Origin of the sequence: Luteimonas galliterrae (assembly GCF_023374055.1) — a bacterium.
GTDB lineage: Bacteria > Pseudomonadota > Gammaproteobacteria > Xanthomonadales > Xanthomonadaceae > Luteimonas_C > Luteimonas_C galliterrae.
In genome coordinates this window covers 56,873-72,784 of record NZ_JAMBEP010000001.1, presented here as the reverse complement: position 1 = coordinate 72,784, position 15,912 = coordinate 56,873, and the positions used below count along the sequence as shown (strand labels likewise).

The window sequence follows — 15,912 nt, the reverse complement described above, 5'->3', positions numbered from 1 at the left end:
ACCCTCTCCCGCAAGCGGGAGAGGGCTTAAGCCAAGTCGCTGGATTTCCGCCTTCGCGGGAATGACGGCTTAAAGCCCGCCCTTCTCCACCAGCCAACCGTCGCGCTTCCCCGACCAGACGATATGCATCAGGCATTCGTCGACCAGGTACGCATCCGAATGCGCCGACGCCGGCGCGCTCTGCCCCCTCTCCCGCTTGCGGGAGAGGGCTGGGGTGAGGGCGCGCGAAGCCTCAGATCGCGTCAGACGGATCATTTCCGATGGTTTCGAACTCGAATCCCCTTTCGCTGCGATCTGACATCGCGCGTGCCCTCACCCAACCCTCTCCCGCAAGCGCGAGAGGGCTAAAGCCAAGTCGCTGGATTTCCGCCTTCGCAGGAATGACGGCTTAAAGCCCGCCCTTCTCCACCAACCGCCCGTCGCGCTTTCCCGACCAGACGATATACATCAGACACTCGTCGACCAGGCACGCATCCGAATGCGCCTGCTCCCCCGGCTGAAACCAGTAACTTCCCGGCCCCAGCGGTTTCGCGTCGCTTTCCCGCTGCGCCGCGCCCAAATGCTTCATCGTGCCCTCGATCACCACCAGCTGATAATCGGATGAGTGGACATGCAGCGGGCTGGCGCCTTTCTTCATACGCATCAGCATCGCCGAAGGTCCGGTCGTCGGATCGCCCTTGAGTACGGCGATCTGCGTGCCGCCGGGATTGTCCGGGTTGGACGGCACGAAGACAGCCTGTTCGTAAGGCGCGACGATCATGGGCGGGCCGGACGACGCCGCGTACGCCGGCGCCGGATCGAACAAAAGCGCAGAGACGAGGACGATGATGCGGGCTTCAGCGCGCATGGCCGGCTCCTGCATGAGTGGAAGGTCGCGTCGCCCGCACATGCTAGCCCGCTTCTCCGCGCGCCGCGACCGTCTCGGCCGGCTCCGGCCTGTCGCGCCTGGGCAAACGCGCCACGATCGAAGTCCCCTGCTGCCGGCGCGCGAAAATGCGCAACTTGCCTCCCAACTCCTGCAGGCGTCCGCGCATATTGCGCAACCCCATGCCCGGCGATGGACGCTTGGGTATCCCGCAGCCATCGTCGCTGATGCTCACAAGAAGCTCCGTTTCGGTCAGCCTGATCGACATGTCGATGCGGCGCGCCGACGCATGCCGCACGGCGTTCGACACCGCCTCTTGGCACACCCGGAGTATCGCTTCCTCGTGGCGCGGCGCCTGCGGCAGGTAATCCACCACTTCGAATTCCAACCGGATCGGCGTAGGCACCATGATCCGCAGCAACCGGCGCAGTTCCCCCGGCAGGTCGCACTGCGCGCCGGCCTTCGCCGCATCGGGCTTCAGTTCGGCGAGCATGCCGCGCAATTCCCCGAATGCGAGCTGCGACAACTCGCCCAGCCTGCCGACCAATCGTCGGCCTTCGGCGGGATCGCGGCGCCAGGCTTCCGCCAGCGATTGGCAGATCAGGTTCATCGACGCCATGAGCTGGGTGACGCTGTCATGCAGATCGCGCGCGAGGCGCTGCCTTTCCTCGAGCAATGCGACCTGCCGGGAACGCGTGTGCAGGCGATCGTTGATGATCGCGGTCGCCAGGTATTCGGCGACGATCTCCAGGCCGGCGCTGTCCAGTTCGTCGAACGGCCCCTCGCCTTCCACGTTCAACACGCCGAGCACTTCGTCGCCGTAGCGGATCGGGATGGCCAGTTCGGCGCCGAACGGCCGCGCCTCCGGCGGCGCGATGTAGCGCGGGTCTTGGGTAACGTCGTTGACCAGTTGCGCGGCGCGCTCGCGCACGGCTGCGCCCATGATGCCGCCGCTGATGGGCAGGCGGGCCTCCTGCCTGTTCTGCTTCGACCTGCCGCTGCGCACGCGTATCACCAGCGCGTTCTCGTCGTCGGGATCGATCAGGCCGAGGTCGACGCTGGGATAGGACAGCATCTCGTGCGTGGCATCGGCCACCCGCTGCAGCAGCGTTTCCAGGTCCGTGCCCGCGGCGCCGAGCGCGGCCACCTTGGCGATCAACCCGAACCTGAAGGTGCGGCGCTGTTCCCGGCTGTACCGGTTCGCATTGTCGATGGCGATGGCCGCATGCCGCGCGAACAGGCGCAGCAAGGCCTGGTTGTCGTTTTCGAGAAAACCTTCGCGCCAGGACGCCACGCAGAACACGCCGATCAGCGCGCCGCGCATGTGGATCGGCATGCCCATGACGTTCTTGTCGGGATGCTCGTTGTCCAGCGGATTGGGCAGGTCGCCGTAGCGGATGCAGATCGGCGCGCCCGTCTTCAGCACATGCCCGACCAGGCCCTGGCCGGGATACACGTAGCTGTATGCGTTCTGCAGCGGCCTGCCGTACGTAGCCGCGGTGTGTATCGCGTTGTGCTGCGGCGAATAGAGCCCGATCATGCCGTCGTCGGCATCCAGCAGCGAGCAAGCGCGCTCCAGGATGCGCCGCAGCAACGGCTCCAGCGCCAGCTCGCCCGAAATCTCTTCGACGATGTGGGACAGCAGTTCGAGCTGCCCTTGGACGTGGCGGGACATCGTGGGCTCCTGGACGGCACCGGCGACTCCGTCGGGGTGACGATCCGGGCACGGCGCGCAAGGCCGTCGGGCGGATGCCGAAGCCTGCGATGCGCAGACGGCAAAAATATACGTTTGAGCGGAAGTGTGTACTGGCCGAAGTTAGCGCTCCGGCACCCCGTGGCGACAGTGGAGCGCACCGGGCCGAGACTCCAACATAGTGCCCCCACGAATACCGATGTCGGTGTCGAGTATCCAGCAACGCTGGATCGCAGCTATCGCACCGGGACAAGAGTCCGCATGCCTACCTCACGACGTTCTTTCCTCGCCTTTGCCGGCACCAGTCTCGCCTCGCTCGAGATCGCCGGCGCCACGAACATCTCCATGCTCATGCCATCGCCTTCCGGCCACGGCGACGACGTCGCCGGCCTCATCAAACTGTCCGCGGATTCGAACGCGGCGCTCATGCGCGGCGATATCGACGCCTATAGGGAACTGATCGAACTCACCGACGACTTCACGCTGATGGCGCCCTTCGGCGGGCCGCCCACGCATGCGTCGCAGCTCACCGACGAGCGGATGCAAGCGATGGGCCGGTTCTTCAAGAACGGCACACTGAAACAGGAAGTCGTCCAGAGCTACGCCTCGGCCGACATGGTGGTGCTCGCCGTCATCGAGCGCGCCCACGTCGAAGTCGGCGGACTGAAGGCCCAGGACTGGGCGCTGCGCGTCACCCTGGTCTACCGCCGCGAAGGATCGGGATGGCGGCTCGCGCACCGGCATGCGGATCCGCTCGTCGACGGCATCAGCCTGGCGCAGGCGGCGGCGTTGGCCAGGGGCGAAGCGCCCTAGCGCGCGAACGCTGGCGCGGCACGCCGGACAAGATCATCGGGCCGCTTATGCGGCCGAACGCCACCATCGTCGGAAGCGAACCGCAACTTACGATTGTTTCCACGCGGGATTCCACGCGATTTCCCAAAGATGATGATCCGGGTCCTGGAAGATGCCGGTATAACCGCCCCACACGGTGTCCCGCGCCGGCTTCACGATCGCGGCGCCCGCCGCTTTGGCGAGTTCCATGACGGCATCCACTTCGGCTTTGGAAGCGACGTTGTGGCCGATGGAGAAATCGGTAGCGCTGGGCGGCGCCTGCGGCAGGCCCGCATCGTGGGCAAGGCTCTTCCGTGGCCAGATCGCAAGCCTCAGGTTCCCTTCCAGCTCGAAGAAAGCGACTGCGCCGTTCTCGAATTCTGTTCCCACGATCCCTTCCGTCTTCAATCCGAGGCCATCGCGATAGAACGCGAGCGACCTTTCCAGATCGTCGACGCCGAGAGTAAGGACTGTGATGCGAGGTTTCATGCCGGCCTCCGCAGTGCCTGTCGATACGGACGAAGCCTAGCGCGCTTGGCCTTAAAGATGCGTCTAGAGCGGTTAGGCTGCAGCGCGCCGATAATCAGATCAACAACCGCGCGAAATCCTGCGCGCTGGACGGATGCCCCAGCCAATACCCCTGCGCCAGGTCGCAGCCGCGTTCGCGCAGGATGGCGTATTGGCCTTCCTTCTCCACGCCTTCGGCGACGACGGTGATGCCCAGCGAATGCGCCATCGCGATGATGGCGGTGGTGAGCGCGAGGTCGTCGGGGTCGCGCAATACGTCGGCGATGAAGCTGCGGTCGATCTTGACGCCGTCGACCGGCACGCGGCGCAAATGGCTGAGGCCGGAGAAGCCGGTGCCGAAATCGTCCAGCCATACCTTCACGCCGATGCTGCGCAGGCGCGACAGCAGCGTGCTGGCGTGCAGCTCGTCGCCGATCACCGCGGTTTCGGTCAGTTCCACGTGCAGTTGCGATGCGGGCAGGCCGGTTTCCTTCAGGCTGGCCTCCACCAGGCCCGGCAGTTCGGCGCTGCGCAATTGCCGCGGCGATACGTTGACCGATACGAACAGCGGCTCGTCGGTGGCGAATTCGTCCTGCCAGCGCATCGCATCGCGGCAGGCCACGCGCAGGACCTGCGGGCCGATGGTTTCGATCAGGCCGCTCTGCTCGGCCACGTCGATGAACACCGCCGGCGACACCATGCCCTGCTCCGGATGGTGCCAACGCAGCAGCGCCTCGGCGCCGACCAGGCGGTTGTCGCGCAGCCGATAGACCGGTTGATAGGCCACGCTGAGTTCGCCGCGCTCCCAGGCGCCGCGCAATTCCTGCTCCATGCGTACGCGGCGTTCGACCGCCTGGTCCATCGCGCGGCTGTAGAAGCGGTAGCAGTTCTTGCCGGCCACTTTCGCCTGGTACATGGCGATGTCGCCGTTCTTCATCAGCATGGTCGCGCTGGACGCGTCTTCCGGGAACAGGGTGATGCCGATCGACGTGCCCAGGAACACCTGGCGGTCGTGGATCACGATCGGCCGGCTCAACTCGACCACCAGGTTCTCGGCCAGGCGGCTGGCCTTGGTGCGCACCTCGTCGCCGGGCTGCACCGAACTCTGCAGCAGGATCACGAATTCGTCGCCGCCGAAGCGCGCCAGTTGCGCGTCCTCGCCGCCGAGACGCTCGACCGCGGCGCGGATGCGGGTGGAGAATTGCACCAGCACCTCGTCGCCGGCCTCGTGGCCGAGGGTGTCGTTGACGCGTTTGAAGTCGTCGATGTCGGCGAACAGCAACGCCAGCTGCTTGCCGACGCCGCGCAGTTCCAGCAGGCGCTGATCCAGGCTCTCGCGGAACGCGAGCCGGTTCGACAGGCCGGTCAGCGCATCGGTATAGGCCATGCGCCGGATGTCGCGGTCGTGGCGCGCCACGCTCTGGCTCATGCGGCCGAAAGCGCGCACCAGATCGCCGACTTCGTCGTTGCGGTGGCTGACCGGCGCGGTGCCGCCGAAGCGGCCGGCTTCGATCTCGCGCGCGGCGTCGGCCAGGCGCCGCACCGGGCCCACCAGCGTGCTCTGGATCACCCACACGATGCCCGCGCCGAGCGCCAGCAGCGACAGCATCAGCACGGCGATCAAGGTGCGGTAGCGGCTGCCCAGTTCGGCCAGGCTGTCGCGCAAGCCGGCGCTGGCGCGTTCTTCGGTCGCACGCACGGAGGACAGCGAAAACCCGATGCGCACGCCGCCGATGCGCTGGTCGCCGAGGTGGATGGGGTTGGACACGTCGACCACTTCGTCGGTCCATTGCGCATGCGGCCCGCGCGCGCGCACCACTTCGTAGGCCAGCGGATCGCGCATCGGTTGGCCGTAGGCCGGGATGTCGCCGGAACCGTCGTGGATGATGCGGCCCTGGGTGTCGTAGACCAGCACGTAATTGATGTCCGGCTGGCGCATCGCGGCGCGGGTGATGGCGCCGATCGCGTCCAGATCGAAGTAGTACAGCGGATTGGTCAAGCTGTCGGCCAGCTGGGTGGCCGTGGTTTCGCCGCGCTTGCGCAGCGCGTCGATCACCATGTCGTGCATGGCCTTGCGGCTGATGCGGGTGACTTCGGATTGCATGGTCGCCTGCCGTTGCCACAGCAGCAGCATCAGGGTGGCGAAGATCAGCAGCGCCAGGCCCATGAGCGCCAGCAGCTGTCCCTGCAGGCCGATGCGGAAGCGCTTCATTCCACCTCCGTGCGGACCCGCTTGACGCCTTGGCGCAGGTACTCGAGCGCGTGTCCGGAAGCCGCATCGATCGGCAGGAAGCGCGTGGTCTTGAAGAAGCGCCGCAAGGCGTCGCGCGCATCGGGATCCTGCGCCGCTTCGACCAGCACCTCGCGCAGGCGCGCTTCGACTTTGGGATCCAGATCGCCGCGCACCACTTCCACCGCGCGCGGGTATTCCGGCGTGCTGCGCAGCAACTGCAACTCGCTGCGGTAGCTGGGCGGTACGCGCTGCGGGTTGTCCCAGTCGATATTGCTCATCACGCCGACGTCGACCAGGCGCTTGTGCACCCAGTTGGCGATGTTCAGTTCGGAACGCGCGAACACGTAGCCCACCGTGCCGGTGGTCGGCTTGTCCATCGGCGACATCAGCAACTCCAGCCGCATGCCGCGCTCGAGCAGTTCGGACGCGGGCACGAAGTAGGCGCTGGTCGAGCTGATGTTCTGGAATGCGACGCTATGTCCGCGCAGCTGGTCGAGAGAAGTGATGCCGCTGTCCCGGCGCGCGAAGAACACGGTGCGGTAATGGCTGACGCCGTCGCGCTCGGTCATCAGCAGCAGCTTGGCGCCGGCGCGCGCTTCCAGCGCGACGCCGGTGCCCGAAGTTTCGGTGACCCAGTCGACGCGGCCGCGGCGCAGGTAGCTGGCCATCTGCTGCGCGTCGCGCGCCATCAGGATGCGGCCTTCGCGGATGCCGACGCCGGCCATGCGCGGCACGATGTAGTCCAGCAGCGGCTTGAGTTGCTCGTAATGCGTCTTGGGGTCGTCGCTGATGCGGCCGAGCACGAGGACGTGCGCGTCGTCGACGGCCCGTGCGGAAGACCAGGGGGACAGTGCGACCAGCACACCCAACAACCCGGCTGCGAGTCGCGCGGTCAGTCCAGCCAAGATTCGAATCCCCAGAGCTACGGCGTGTGCAGCCTAGCCTAACCGCAGTCGCCGGGACAGCAGCCGCGGACGCCTTACCGGCCCTGTAGAGCGGAGCTTGCTCCGCTGCTTTTAAAGCCCTCCCCTTCAAGAGGAGGGTTGGGCGGGATGGGTTTGACTTTGATTTCGGCATAAGCAGCAAGATTAAACCCATCCCCATCCCGGCCTTCCCCCTGAAGGGAAGGAGACAAGCAAAAGTAGCGGAGCAGGCTCCGCTCTACAGAGCGCCGGCGCGGCGGGCCAGGGACGCCATCCGCTGCGCATCGGCCAGGATGCCGCGCAGCAGGCGCACGTCCTTGGCGTCCAGGTCGGCCCGCAAGTACAGGCGGCGGAGTTTGCGCATGGCCGATTCGGGCGCCCGGCCCTTGTGGAAATCGATCTCGTCCAGGGTCTGGGCCAGCTGCGCGAAGAAACCTTCCAATTCGGCATGCGAGGCCAGGACGCGCGATTCGGCCGCATCCGCATCGACGGCCGTCCGCCCGAGCACGGCCAGGCGCACTTCGTAGGCCAGCACCTGCACGGCGGCGGCTAGGTTCAGCGAGCTGTAGACGGGGTCGGCGGGGATATGCACCGCCGCATGGCATAGCTGCAATTCTTCGTTGGTGAGCCCGGTCCGCTCGCGGCCGAACACCAGCGCGACTTCCCTGTCGTTCGCCGCGGCGCAAGCCCGCGCCGCGGCGGTCCGCGGCAGCAGCTGTTCCAGGGCCACGCGCCGGTCGCGGGCGGTGCAGCCCAACACCAGCCGGCAGTCGGCCACGGCTTCGGCCAGAGTGGCGAACACCTGGGCTTGGTCGAGCACGTCATCGGCGCCGGCGGCCATCGCCGAGGCCTCTGCGTGCGGATAACGGTGCGGGGCCACCAACGCCAGCCGGCGCAGGCCCATGGTCTTCAAAGCCCGCGCTGCGGAGCCGATATTGCCGGGATGCTGGGTGCCGACCAGGACGATGCGGATGCGCTGCGCGGGAGTCTCCATGCGCGAATGTTAAACTGCGCGCGCCGGCCATCGCGCCGGACCGCTCTTTACCCCCGCCAGCCCTACCCCGCGCCACGGAGGCCGTCCGCGCCATGCAAAAACCCGCAGTCACCATCATGGTCAAGGCAGCTCGTGCGGGCGGCAGCGTCCTTCTGCGCCATCTGGGCAAGCTGGACGCGCTGAATGTGGTCGAAAAGGACCGCATGGATTTCGCCAGCGAGGTCGACGGACTGGCCGAGCAAGCCATCATCAAGGAACTGAAGCGTTCGTTCCCCGATTACGGGATCCTGGGCGAGGAAGGCGGCGCGCAGAAGGCCGGCCGCGGCGGCGGCAAGTTCACCTGGGTGATCGACCCGCTCGACGGCACCAGCAACTATTTGCGCGGCTTTCCGCATTACTGCGTGTCGATCGCGCTCACCGAGAACGGCGAACCGACCCACGGCGTGATCTTCGATCCGATCCGCAACGAATTGTTCACCGCCAGCCGCGGCGCCGGCGCCGTGCTCAACGATCGCAAGATCCGCGTCGCGGACCGCAAGGACCTGGCCGGCAGCGTGGTGGTCACCGGTTTCCCGCCGCGCGAGCGCGTACGCGCCGGCGCGCAGTTGGAGTGCGTGCGCGAATTGCTGCGCGACGCCGAAGACGTGCGCCGCACCGGTTCGGCGGCGCTCGACCTGGCCTATGTGGCCTGCGGCCGCGTCGACGCTTACTTCGAAGCCGGCGTGAAGCCTTGGGACATCGCCGCCGGCGCCCTGCTGGTGCGCGAAGCCGGCGGCCGGGTCTGCGATTACCGCGGTGCGAATCTGGGACGAATGGATGTGGCCAATGCCGTTGGCGGCGGTCAGATCATCGCCGGCGGCATCAAGATGGTCGAGCCGTTGCAGAAGCTGATCGTGTCGTCGGGATACGCCAAGACCTTCGGCTGAGCCGCTTTGTAGAGCGGGCTTGCCTCCGCTGTTTTTTTACCCCTGACGTCATCCCCGCGAAGGCGGGACTGCGGAGGCCGGAGGCCGTAGCGAACCTCTGCGTCAGCAGATGGCCCGGAGGGCGAGCGAAGCGAGTAATCCCACGCCTTTGCCCCGCTGCTCTTGATTTTCGTAGGTGCGAATTCATTCGCACGCTTTTCAGCGTAGCAAGAGCGTGCGAATGAATTCGCACCTACATTTGTAGAGCGGAGCTTGCTCTGCTGCCTTCGCTTGCGGGTTCGTCGCGACCTGCCGGCCTTCCAGGCCGGGGTTTCGTCCGCTAAAACCGCGGCCGAGTTACTTTCTTTTTGATGGGCCCAAAAAGAGAAGTAACCAAAGAAAAAGGGCCTTTGGAAGGTATCCCGGCGATGGGGCCACCCCGTGTTCTTGGCCACTTATCGCCGGCCCTCGGGATTCCTCCGTCGCTTCGACATTCAGATTCGGGGCGATCGACCCGAACGCCTCCTCAGCGCCCATCCGCAAAAGCCACGTCACCCATAGGCTACGAATCAAAATCTAGTACCTGCGTAAGAAGGTCACCCACGACGAAAGCAGGTCCGCTGGCGAACTTTCAGGCGCGACGCATCGCACCGCAGTTCAGGCCCTTTCTTGGGTTACTTTCTTTGGGCCAGCAAAGAAAGTGACCCGCGCGCAGCGCGGAAGCTTTTGTCCATGGCGCGAGTCGCAGCGCAAGCGGCCAGGACGCGGGCCTGGATCCCGGCCTTCGCCGGGATGACGGCTGAAGGGGCAAGCGCCAGAGCAACATGGGTCCCAGCGTTCGCTGGGATGACGGCTTAAAAAAGCAAACGGCCTAAGAACAAACGGCCTAAGAGCGAAGAGCAGCGGAGCAAGCCCCGCCCTACAAAGGCGGAGCAAAGCTCAGAGCAAGAGAAGGACAGCGGAGCGAGTTTCGCTCTACAAAGATGCGACGAAAAAGGCCGCGCGATGCGCGGCCTTTTTCGTTGCCGGCGGCCGCAGGCTTACGGCCGCCGCGCAAGCGCGGCTTCGTCGCGGGCCTTGGGCATCAGATCCTGCTTGGTGACCTTCAGCCAGCCTATGGTGAGCAGCGGGCAGGCGACGAAGATCGAGGACAACGTACCCAGCACGATGCCGATCATTTGCGACTCGGCCATGCCCTGCAGCGACCCGCCGCCGTACAAGTACAGGGCCAGCACCGTCAGGAACGCAACGAACGACACGATGATCGTGCGCGACAAGGTCTGGTTGATCGAAGTGTTCAGCACGTCGCGCGGATCCGCGCGCATCGCGCGGAAGTTCTCGCGCACGCGGTCGAATACCACGATCTTGTCGTTGATCGAATAACCCAGCGCCGACAGGATGCCGGCCAGCACCGTCAGGTCGAACTCGTGCCGCGACACCGCGAACCAGCCGGCGACGATGACGATGTCGCTGAGCGTGGTGACGATGGCCGCGACCGCGAATTTCCATTCGAAGCGGAACGATATGTAGGCCAGAAAGCCGGCCAGCACGAACAGCAGCGCCCAGAGGCCGTTTTCGGCCAGTTCCTTGCCCACCTGCGAGCCGACATAGCCGTAACTCAAGCGCTGCGCGGGATTGCCGGGCGTGGATACCACCCTGACCACGTCGTCCGAAGTGCGTGTGGCATCGGCGGGGTCGGTGCCCTCCTTCGCCTGCAGGCGGACCAGCAGGTCGTTGCCGGAACCGAACGTCTGCACCTGCGCGCTCGAATAGCCGGCGGCGGCCAACTGCGAACGCACCGCGTCGACGTCCGCCGGCTTGGCGAAGCGCAGTTCGACCGAGGTGCCGCCGGTGAAATCCAACGCGAAATTGAACTTCATCGTCGCCATCGCCGCGATCGCCGCGATGGTGAGCAGGGCGGCCACCGCCAGCGACACCCAGCGCAAACGCATGAAGTCGAATTTGGTGCCGTACGGGATCAGGTTGAGCGGGAATATCTTCATCGTCGTATTCGTTCCGTCAGATCGCGATCGACTTGAGCTTGCGGCGGCCGCCGTAGATCAGCGTGGCCACGGCGCGCGAAACCGAAACGGCGGTGTACATGGAGGTCAGGATGCCGAGGATCATCGACACCGCGAAGCCCTTCACCGGACCGGTGCCGAACGCGAACAGCGCCACGCCGGCCAGCAATGCGGTGAGGTTGGCGTCGGCGATGGTGCCCGAGGCGCGTTCGTAGCCGGTCGCGATCGCCGTCTGCGGCGGCAGTCCGGCGCGCAGCTCCTCGCGTATTCGTTCGTTGATCAGCACGTTGGCGTCCACCGACATACCCACCGTCAGCGCGATGCCGGCCAGGCCGGGCAAGGTCATGGTGAAGCCGAGCATCGACATCAGCGCCACCACCATCAGCAGGTTCAGCAGCAGCGCCACGCAGGTGATGATGCCGAACATGCGGTAGTAGATCAGGAAGAAGACCAACGCGAACGCGAACGAGTACAGCACCGCGGTCAGGCCGCGCTCCACGTTCTCCTTGCCCAGGCTGGGACCGACCACGCGCTGCTCGACGAAGTCCATCGGCGCGGCCAGGGCGCCGGCGCGCAGCAGCAGCGCCAAGTCGGCGGCCTCTTTCATGCTTTCCAGGCCGGTGGTCTGGAAATCGCGGCCGAGCGTGCTTTGGATGGTCGCGACCGAGATCACCTGCTCGTTGATGCGCGTGCTGCGCACCTCCTTGCCGTCGACCATCTTCACTTCCGGGATGCGCTCGGTATAGACCACCGCCATCGGCTTGCCGACGTGCTGGCTGGAATACTCGAACATGCGCTGGCCGCCGAGGCTGGTCAGGCGCACGCGCACCGCCGGCGTGCCGCTTTGCGAGTCGAAGAACGAGCTGGCGTCCTGCAGCTGGTCGCCTTGGGCGATCACGCGCTTGTTGAGGATGACCGGCACCGGCTTGCCGTCGATGCCGATCTCCTTGCGGTAGAAGATGCGGCCCTCGGGCGGCACGTTGCCGCTTTGCAGCGCCTCGTAGGCGTTGCCTTCGATCACGCCGCGGTATTCCAGCGTGGCCGTCGCGCCGAGGATCCGCTTGGCCTGCGCGGTGTCCTGCACGCCCGGCAACTGCACCACCACGCGCTCGGAACCCTGGCGCTGGATGATCGGCTCGGCCACGCCGAGTTCGTTGACGCGGTTGCGCAGCGTGCCGACGTTCTGCTCGATCGCGCTGGTCAGCGTCTTCTGCAGTTCCTCTTCCGGCACGCGCAGGGTGAGCTGGTCGCCGTCGGTTTCCAGGGCGAGCGTGGGCAGGTCGCGCGCGATCAGTTCCTGCGCCTTGCCCACGTCCGTCGCGTTGGACAGCAGCACGACCAGCGAATTGTCGGGGCGGCGCTCGACCGAGCGGTAACCGACGCGGTTTTCGCGCAGCACCACGCGCAGGTCTTCCAGGTAAGCCTCGAAGCGCTTATCCAGCGCGGCCTTGCGGTCGACCTCCATCAGGAAGTGCACGCCGCCCTGCAAGTCCAGGCCCAGCAGCATCGGCTTGGCGTTGATGGCGTCCAGCCACGGCGGCACCGTCGAAGCCAAATTGAGCGCGACGACATAGCCGCTGCCGAGCGCGCCGCCCAGCGCGTCGCTGGCCTTGGTCTGCAAGTCGGGACTGGACAGGCGCACCAGCATGTTGCCGTCCTTGCCGGTCTCGATCGACTTGGGCGTCACGCCTGCGCTCTTGAGCGTGGCGTCCACCTTCTGCCGCAGCGCGGCGTCGATCGCGGCCCCGCGGTTGGCGGTGATCTGCACCGAGGGATCCTGCGGATACAGGTTGGGCAGCGCGTACAGCGCGCTGACCAGCACCACCACCAGGATGACCACGTATTTCCAGCGTGCGTATTCGAGCATCGTTATTTCCAGCGACGTAGCCCGGATATGGCGTTGGACGAATCCGGGGAAGCGGCCTCAGAGGCCCGGACCGCGCCGCTGCGCGGCCGGGTCCGGACGGCGGCGTGGGATCAGGAGGCCTTCAGCGTGCCCTTGGGCAGCACGTTGCCGACCGCGCCCTTCTGCACGCGCACGCGCACGTTGTCGGCGATTTCGATGGTGATGAAGTTGTCGCCGATGTCGCTGACGGTGCCGGCGATGCCGCCGTTGGTGATGACTTCGTCGCCCTTGGCCAATTTCTCGAGCATGGCGCGGTGTTCCTTGGCGCGCTTCATCTGCGGGCGGATCATCAGGAAGTACATGATCGCGATCAGGATGATCGGGAACAGCAGGCCGGTAAGGCCGCCGCCGAACAGGCCGCCCGGCGCGGGTTGGCCGGCCGCTTGCGCGTAGGCGGGGGAAATCAGCAGGTCGAGCAGGCTCATCGGGAGTTATCCACTGTTCGCAAAATAGCTGGGAATTATGCCATGTAGACGCCGGTCGGCGCTTTCAAGCCTGCCTGCCCCCGCGGCGCGGCCCCGGCACGGGGACGGCGAGGTGGATAAAGGTCCGGCGCAGCGCCTGTTCCCGCGTACGCCGAACCCTTATCCAGTGGCCGTACCCGGAGGGAGAGGGACTCAGGAACGGGCCGCGTAGAAGGACTCGCGGAAGGCGGCAAAGGTTCCCCGCTCGATCGCATTCCGCATTCCGGCCATCAACGCCTGGTAGTACCAGAGGTTGTGCAGGGTGCCCAGGATCGGCGCCAGCATCTCGTTGCAGCGGTCCAGATGGCGCAAATAAGCGCGGCTGTAGCCCTGGCTGCAGGCGTAGCAGCCGCAGCCGGGTTCGATCGGATCGGTATCGCGCTCGTACTTGGCGTTGCGGATGCGCACGGTGCCCGTGCGGGTGAAGTAATGGCCGTTGCGCGCGTTGCGGGTGGGCATGACGCAATCGAACATGTCCACGCCGCGCGCGACCGATTCCACCAGGTCTTCCGGACGGCCCACGCCCATCAGGTAGCGCGGCCGGTCGCCGGGCAGTTGCGGGCAGGTGTGTTCGAGCATGGCGTTGCGCTCGGCTTCCGGCTCGCCCACCGCCAGGCCGCCGATCGCGTAGCCGTCGAAGCCGATCGCTTTCAGGCCTTCCGCCGAACGCGTGCGCAAATCGTGATGCACGCCGCCCTGGACGATGCCGAACAAGGCCGCGTCGTTACCTTCGTGAGCGCGCTTGCTGCGTTCGGCCCAGCGCAGCGACAGTTCCATCGAGGCGCGCGCGACTTCCTCGGTCGCCGGATACGGCGTGCATTCGTCGAAGATCATCACGATGTCCGAATCCAACGCGCGCTGGATGCGCATGCTTTCTTCCGGGCCCAGGAACACCGTGGAGCCGTCGGTCGGCGCGGCGAAAGTGACGCCCTGCTCGGTGATCTTGCGCCGGTGCGCGAGCGAGAACACCTGGAAGCCGCCCGAGTCGGTCAGGATGGGCCCGTCCCAGCGCGCGAAGCCGTGCAGGCCGCCGTGGGCTTCGATGACGTCCAGGCCCGGCCGCAGATAGAGATGGAAGGTGTTGCCGAGGATGATCTCGGCGCCGAGGGCGCGGATTTGTTCGGGCAGTACGCCTTTAACCGAACCGTAGGTACCCACCGGCATGAAAGCGGGCGTCTCGACCGTGCCGCGCGGAAAAGTCAGACGACCACGGCGTGCGGGCCCATCGCTGCCGAGCAATTCGAAGGACATCCGGCTCATAGCTGTTCCCCCCTTTGAAAAAGGGGGGCAGGGGGGATTTGCTTTTGATCTTCAGGGGCCACGGCAAAAGCAAAAACAAATCCCCCCTGCCCCCCTTTTTCAAAGGGGGGAACAGCAACAGCCGTGGCGGGCATGATCACTTCGAACTCTCCGGATACAACAACATCGCATCCCCATAGGAAAAGAATCGGTACTTCTCGCGCACCGCATGCGCATACGCTGCGAACACGCGCTCGCGGCCCGCGAAGGCCGACACCAGCATCAGCAGCGTGCTTTCCGGCAGGTGGAAATTGGTCAGCAGCGCGTCCACCGAGCGGATCCGGTAGCCGGGAAAGATGAAGATCCGCGTCTCGCCGGCGAATGGCAGCAGACGGCCGTCGTGCATCGCCGATTCGAGCGCGCGCACCACCGTGGTGCCGACCGCGATCACGCGGCCGCCTGAGGCGCGCGTGCGGCGGATCTGTTCGACCAGTTCCGGCCCCACGTTGAGCCATTCGCTGTGCATGCGGTGCTCGCGCAGGTCCTCGACCCGCACCGGTTGGAACGTGCCCGCGCCGACATGCAACGTGATGTGGCCGAAGCGCACGCCACGCACGCGCAGGGCTTGCAGCAGCGCATCGTCGAAATGCAGTCCGGCGGTCGGCGCGGCGACGGCGCCGACTTCGCGCGCGAACACGGTCTGGTAGCGTTCCGCATCGTCCGCGCCGGGTTCGCGCTGGATGTAGGGCGGCAGCGGCAAGCGGCCCGCATGCTGCAGCCAAGATTCCAGCGCATCGTCCACGTGGAAGCGCAGATGGTAGAACTCGCCCGCGCGACCCAGCACCTCGGCCTCGCCGCCGGCGTCCAGCGCGATGCGGCCGCCGGGCTTGGGCGATTTGCTGGCGCCGATCTGCGCGCGCGCTTCGTTGCCCGGCAGCAGGCGCTCGATCAGGATCTCGACCCGGCCGCCGGTGTCCTTGCTGCCGAACAGACGCGCCGGGATCACGCGCGTGTCGTTGAACACCAGCAGGTCGCCGGGCTGCAGCAGTTCCGGCAAATCCCGCACCTGCCTGTCGGAAAAAGCGTCCGGCGCCGGCGGCACGCACAACAGGCGGCTGGCCGAACGCTCGGCCAGCGGCGCCTGCGCGATCAGCTCGGGCGGCAGGTGGTAATGGAAATCGGATTTCTTCAATGGATGACGGGCGTAAGGCAGGCGGCCATTGTAGAAGGCTTGACGCCTTCGCTTCTCGGCTGCCAGACGGCACGAAAAGCCGGACCCTCGCCCTGGCGCTTCGCGCCCGCCCCTCTTCCATAAAAGGGAGGGGCAAAAG

Annotated in this window: 14 protein-coding genes; 2 read left to right on the top strand and 12 right to left on the bottom strand. The window is 66.1% G+C overall.

Annotation, left to right across the window (positions count from 1 at the left end; genetic code table 11):
- Nucleotides 1–69: 69 nt before the first annotated feature.
- The 3 genes from M2650_RS00325 to M2650_RS00315 all read right to left on the bottom strand — a co-directional run bounded on the left by M2650_RS00325 (nt 70) and on the right by M2650_RS00315 (nt 2,540).
- Nucleotides 70–255 carry a hypothetical protein gene (locus M2650_RS00325; protein WP_249469752.1) on the bottom strand — a complete coding sequence of 62 codons (186 nt, stop codon included), beginning with the start codon at nt 253–255 and terminating at the stop codon, nt 70–72.
- 133 nt (nt 256–388) lie between these two features.
- Nucleotides 389–847 carry a cupin domain-containing protein gene (locus tag M2650_RS00320; RefSeq protein ID WP_249469748.1) on the bottom strand — a complete coding sequence of 153 codons (459 nt, stop codon included), beginning with the start codon at nt 845–847 and terminating at the stop codon, nt 389–391.
- A gap of 43 nt (nt 848–890) precedes the next feature.
- A complete protein-coding gene (locus M2650_RS00315; RefSeq protein WP_249469744.1) occupies nt 891–2,540 on the bottom strand; it encodes a sensor histidine kinase in 1,650 nt (549 codons plus the stop codon).
- A gap of 279 nt (nt 2,541–2,819) precedes the next feature.
- Here M2650_RS00315 and M2650_RS00310 point away from each other — a divergent pair, with 279 nt between their 5' ends.
- On the top strand, nt 2,820–3,371 hold the full coding sequence (locus M2650_RS00310) for a YybH family protein (protein ID WP_249469741.1): 552 nt from the start codon (nt 2,820–2,822) through the stop codon (nt 3,369–3,371).
- An 87-nt stretch (nt 3,372–3,458) separates the two neighbouring features.
- On the opposite strand, the gene M2650_RS00305 is transcribed toward M2650_RS00310, so the two are convergent.
- The 4 genes from M2650_RS00305 to M2650_RS00290 all read right to left on the bottom strand — a co-directional run bounded on the left by M2650_RS00305 (nt 3,459) and on the right by M2650_RS00290 (nt 8,046).
- Nucleotides 3,459–3,878, bottom strand: a complete 420-nt coding sequence (locus M2650_RS00305) for a VOC family protein (protein ID WP_249469738.1) — start codon at nt 3,876–3,878, stop codon at nt 3,459–3,461.
- 94 nt (nt 3,879–3,972) lie between these two features.
- The gene (locus M2650_RS00300; protein ID WP_249469735.1) at nt 3,973–6,108 is read right to left on the bottom strand and encodes a putative bifunctional diguanylate cyclase/phosphodiesterase; all 2,136 of its coding nucleotides are present in this window, start codon (nt 6,106–6,108) and stop codon (nt 3,973–3,975) included.
- Nucleotides 6,105–7,043 (bottom strand): phosphate/phosphite/phosphonate ABC transporter substrate-binding protein, encoded by a 939-nt coding sequence (locus M2650_RS00295; RefSeq protein ID WP_425602522.1) that lies wholly within the window; start codon nt 7,041–7,043, stop codon nt 6,105–6,107. The genes M2650_RS00300 and M2650_RS00295 overlap by 4 nt, the downstream gene beginning before the upstream one ends.
- A gap of 247 nt (nt 7,044–7,290) precedes the next feature.
- Nucleotides 7,291–8,046, bottom strand: coding sequence for an RNA methyltransferase (locus tag M2650_RS00290; protein ID WP_249469733.1), 756 nt, complete (start codon nt 8,044–8,046; stop codon nt 7,291–7,293).
- 92 nt (nt 8,047–8,138) lie between these two features.
- Between M2650_RS00290 and M2650_RS00285 the strand changes: the two genes are divergently transcribed.
- The gene (locus M2650_RS00285; protein WP_249469730.1) at nt 8,139–8,972 is read left to right on the top strand and encodes an inositol monophosphatase family protein; all 834 of its coding nucleotides are present in this window, start codon (nt 8,139–8,141) and stop codon (nt 8,970–8,972) included.
- Nucleotides 8,973–9,991: 1,019 nt separating this feature from the next.
- On the opposite strand, the gene secF is transcribed toward M2650_RS00285, so the two are convergent.
- From secF to queA, 5 genes are all read right to left on the bottom strand, one after another.
- Entirely contained in the window at nt 9,992–10,954 is a 963-nt protein-coding gene (gene secF / locus M2650_RS00280) for a protein translocase subunit SecF (protein WP_249469722.1), read from the bottom strand.
- Nucleotides 10,955–10,970: 16 nt separating this feature from the next.
- Nucleotides 10,971–12,839: a protein translocase subunit SecD gene (gene secD, locus M2650_RS00275; RefSeq protein WP_249469718.1), complete on the bottom strand. Its 1,869-nt coding sequence runs from the start codon at nt 12,837–12,839 to the stop codon at nt 10,971–10,973.
- 110 nt (nt 12,840–12,949) lie between these two features.
- Complete coding sequence (gene yajC / locus M2650_RS00270) at nt 12,950–13,303, bottom strand: preprotein translocase subunit YajC (protein ID WP_249469715.1); 354 nt, start codon at nt 13,301–13,303, stop codon at nt 12,950–12,952.
- Nucleotides 13,304–13,495: 192 nt separating this feature from the next.
- The gene (tgt, locus tag M2650_RS00265; RefSeq protein WP_249469713.1) at nt 13,496–14,602 is read right to left on the bottom strand and encodes a tRNA guanosine(34) transglycosylase Tgt; all 1,107 of its coding nucleotides are present in this window, start codon (nt 14,600–14,602) and stop codon (nt 13,496–13,498) included.
- Nucleotides 14,603–14,738: 136 nt separating this feature from the next.
- Entirely contained in the window at nt 14,739–15,773 is a 1,035-nt protein-coding gene (queA, locus tag M2650_RS00260) for a tRNA preQ1(34) S-adenosylmethionine ribosyltransferase-isomerase QueA (RefSeq protein ID WP_249469709.1), read from the bottom strand.
- Between the last annotated feature and the right edge of the window lie 139 nt (nt 15,774–15,912).

Coding starts and splice junctions, on each gene's coding strand:
- M2650_RS00325 (WP_249469752.1), bottom strand. CDS start 255: ATGATCCGTCTGACGCGATCTGAGGCTTCGCGCGCCCTCACCCCAGCC.
- M2650_RS00320 (WP_249469748.1), bottom strand. CDS start 847: ATGCGCGCTGAAGCCCGCATCATCGTCCTCGTCTCTGCGCTTTTGTTC.
- M2650_RS00315 (WP_249469744.1), bottom strand. CDS start 2,540: ATGTCCCGCCACGTCCAAGGGCAGCTCGAACTGCTGTCCCACATCGTC.
- M2650_RS00310 (WP_249469741.1), top strand. CDS start 2,820: ATGCCTACCTCACGACGTTCTTTCCTCGCCTTTGCCGGCACCAGTCTC.
- M2650_RS00305 (WP_249469738.1), bottom strand. CDS start 3,878: ATGAAACCTCGCATCACAGTCCTTACTCTCGGCGTCGACGATCTGGAA.
- M2650_RS00300 (WP_249469735.1), bottom strand. CDS start 6,108: ATGAAGCGCTTCCGCATCGGCCTGCAGGGACAGCTGCTGGCGCTCATG.
- M2650_RS00290 (WP_249469733.1), bottom strand. CDS start 8,046: ATGGAGACTCCCGCGCAGCGCATCCGCATCGTCCTGGTCGGCACCCAG.
- M2650_RS00285 (WP_249469730.1), top strand. CDS start 8,139: ATGCAAAAACCCGCAGTCACCATCATGGTCAAGGCAGCTCGTGCGGGC.
- secF (WP_249469722.1), bottom strand. CDS start 10,954: ATGAAGATATTCCCGCTCAACCTGATCCCGTACGGCACCAAATTCGAC.
- secD (WP_249469718.1), bottom strand. CDS start 12,839: ATGCTCGAATACGCACGCTGGAAATACGTGGTCATCCTGGTGGTGGTG.
- yajC (WP_249469715.1), bottom strand. CDS start 13,303: ATGAGCCTGCTCGACCTGCTGATTTCCCCCGCCTACGCGCAAGCGGCC.
- tgt (WP_249469713.1), bottom strand. CDS start 14,602: ATGAGCCGGATGTCCTTCGAATTGCTCGGCAGCGATGGGCCCGCACGC.